Origin of the sequence: Clostridium sp. FS41 (genome assembly GCF_000954015.1) — a bacterium.
GTDB classification, from domain to species: Bacteria; Bacillota; Clostridia; order Lachnospirales; family Lachnospiraceae; genus Enterocloster; species Enterocloster citroniae.
On record NZ_JYHN01000021.1, the window covers coordinates 1 to 3,165 of the forward strand.

Consider the following 3,165-nt stretch of genomic DNA (forward strand, 5'->3'; position numbering starts at 1 on the left):
CTTCTTTTCCCTAAACCTTTTGGTTAAGCCCTCGACCGATTAGTATTAGTCAGCTACATACATTACTGCACTTCCACCTCTAACCTATCTACCTCGTCTTCTTCAAGGGGTCTTACTCTTGCGATGGGATATCTCATCTTGAGGGGGGCTTCACGCTTAGATGCCTTCAGCGTTTATCCCGTCCAGACTTGGCTACTCTGCCATGGCCTTGGTAAGCCAACAGATACACCAGCGGTCTGTCCATCCCGGTCCTCTCGTACTAAGGACAGCTCCTCTCAAATATCCTACGCCCGCGCCGGATAGGGACCGAACTGTCTCACGACGTTCTGAACCCAGCTCGCGTACCGCTTTAATGGGCGAACAGCCCAACCCTTGGGACCTGCTACAGCCCCAGGATGCGATGAGCCGACATCGAGGTGCCAAACCACTCCGTCGATGTGAACTCTTGGGAGTGATAAGCCTGTTATCCCCAGGGTAGCTTTTATCCGTTGAGCGATGGCAATCCCACTTTCATACCACCGGATCACTAAGTCCTACTTTCGTACCTGCTCGACCCGTCAGTCTCGCAGTCAAGCTCCCTTATGCCTTTGCACTCTTTGGATGGTTTCCAACCATCCTGAGGGAACCTTTGAGCGCCTCCGATACCCTTTCGGAGGCGACCGCCCCAGTCAAACTCCCCACCTGACATTGTCCCCCGCCCAGGTCATGGGCGCAGGTTAGAAACCCAATACCGCAAGGGTGGTATCCCAACATTGGCTCCACAAAGACTGGCGTCCTTGCTTCACGGCCTCCCACCTATCCTGTACATGCAGTACCGAATCCCAGTATCAAGCTGGAGTAAAGCTCCATGGGGTCTTTCCGTCCTGGCGCAGGTAACCAGCATCTTCACTGGTATTTCAATTTCACCGGGTGCATTGTTGAGACAGCGCTCAAATCATTACGCCTTTCGTGCGGGTCGGAACTTACCCGACAAGGAATTTCGCTACCTTAGGACCGTTATAGTTACGGCCGCCGTTTACTGGGGCTTAAATTCAAAGCTTCGATTGCTCTAACCTCTCCTCTTAACCTTCCAGCACCGGGCAGGCGTCAGCCCATATACCTCACCTTACGGTTTTGCATAGACCTGTGTTTTTGCTAAACAGTTGCTTGAGCCTATTCTCTGCGGCCACATCTCTGTGGCACCCCTTCTCCCGAAGTTACGGGGTCATTTTGCCGAGTTCCTTAACAATGCTTCTCCCGCCGGCCTTAGGATTCTCTCCTCATCTACCTGTGTCGGTTTACGGTACGGGCGTGCATCACACAATAGCGGCTTTTCTTGACAGCTGGAATCACACACTTCACTACTTTAGTTCGCTCCGCGTCACGTTTTCGGATTGTACGGCGGATTTGCCAACCGTACTCCTACCTCGCTTGCCCCGGTATTCCCATTCCCGGGATGTGTTGTCCTTCTGTGTCCCCACAGTTCTGATGATACACGGTACAGGAATCTCAACCTGTTGTCCATCGACTACGCCTCTCAGCCTCGCCTTAGGCCCCGACTTACCCAGAGCAGATCAGCTTTACTCTGGAAACCTTGGATATTCGGCCTGGAGGATTCTCACCTCCATCTCGCTACTCATTCCGGCATTCTCTCTTCTTAAATGTCCACAGCTCCTTATCGGTACTGCTTCGCTCCTTTAAGAATGCTCCTCTACCAATGTACTTACGTACATTCCTAAGCTTCGGTGTTGTGTTTCAGCCCCGGACATTTTCGGCGCAGGACCTCTCGACTAGTGAGCTATTACGCACTCTTTGAATGTGTGGCTGCTTCTGAGCCAACATCCTAGTTGTCTTTGAAATCCCACATCCTTTTCCACTTAACACATACTTTGGGACCTTAGCTGTAGGTCTGGGCTCTTTCCCTTTTGACTACCCAACTTATCTCGTGCAGTCTGACTCCCGTACATCATTTATGCGGCATTCGGAGTTTGATATCCCTTGGTAAGCTTTGACGCCCCCTTAGGAATTCAGTGCTCTACCTCCGCTAAACTAATACGAGGCTAGCCCTAAAGCTATTTCGAGGAGAACCAGCTATCTCCGGGTTCGATTGGAATTTCTCCCCTATCCACACCTCATTCCCACCCTTTTCAACGGATGTGGATCCGGTCCTCCACGGAATTTTACTTCCGCTTCAACCTGGACATGGATAGGTCACCCGGTTTCGGGTCTGCCTGTACTGACTGTTGTCCTGCCCCTTGGGGCTGGACGTTGCGCCCTGTTAAGACTTGGTTTCCCTTCGGCTCCGCACCTTAAGTGCTTAACCTTGCCAGTACCGGCAACTCGCCGGACCGTTCTACAAAAAGTACGCGGTCGCACCTTAACGTGCTTCCACAGCTTGTAAACACAGGGTTTCAGGTTCTCTTTCACTCCCCTCCCGGGGTCCTTTTCACCTTTCCTTCACAGTACTATGCTCTATCGGTCACTAAGGAGTATTTAGCCTTGGAGGGTGGTCCCTCCGACTTCCCACAAGGTTTCTCGTGTCTCGTGGTACTCTGGATCCTGCCGCTGCCTATTGTTTTCATGTACGAGACTTTCACTCTCTTTGGTCTGACTTCCCAGACAGTTCCATTAACAAATCAGCTCGCTTACGCAGTCCTTAACCCCAGCATGCACGCACGCTGGTTTGGGCTCTTCCCATTTCGCTCGCCGCTACTTTGGGAATCGATGTTTCTTTCTCTTCCTCCGGTTACTTAGATGTTTCAGTTCACCGGGTTCCCGGCGTATGGCTATGTATTCACCATACGTCACTTGAGGGTTGCTCAAGTAGGTTTCCCCATTCAGATATCTCCGGATCAAAGGATATTTGCTCCTCCCCGAAGCTTTTCGCAGCTTATCACGTCTTTCATCGGCTCTTAGTGCCAAGGCATCCACCCTGCGCTCTTATTAGCTTAACCAAAACGACTTCTACCTGCGGGTGCGGGTTTTAGTCTCAGTCCATAGCGTTGGACTTTTTGGTTCTAGGTTCTTCTTAAACGCTTTCGCGTTCTTTTCCACGATGTTTTATGATCGTGGACTTTCCTAATAAAAAGTTTGTTTCTTTCCATACAATCGCTTGTATGGCCTCGGATGTCTTGTTTATTCTATATATAAATATATAGGATACTCAATTCATTTATTTCAATATGC

At 50.5% G+C, this 3,165-nt stretch carries 1 rRNA gene; it reads right to left on the reverse strand.

Going from position 1 to position 3,165, the window contains the following annotated elements:
• Positions 1–19 precede the first annotated feature (19 nt).
• A 23S ribosomal RNA gene (locus tag CLFS41_RS02535) occupies positions 20–2,933 on the reverse strand.
• Positions 2,934–3,165 lie beyond the last annotated feature (232 nt).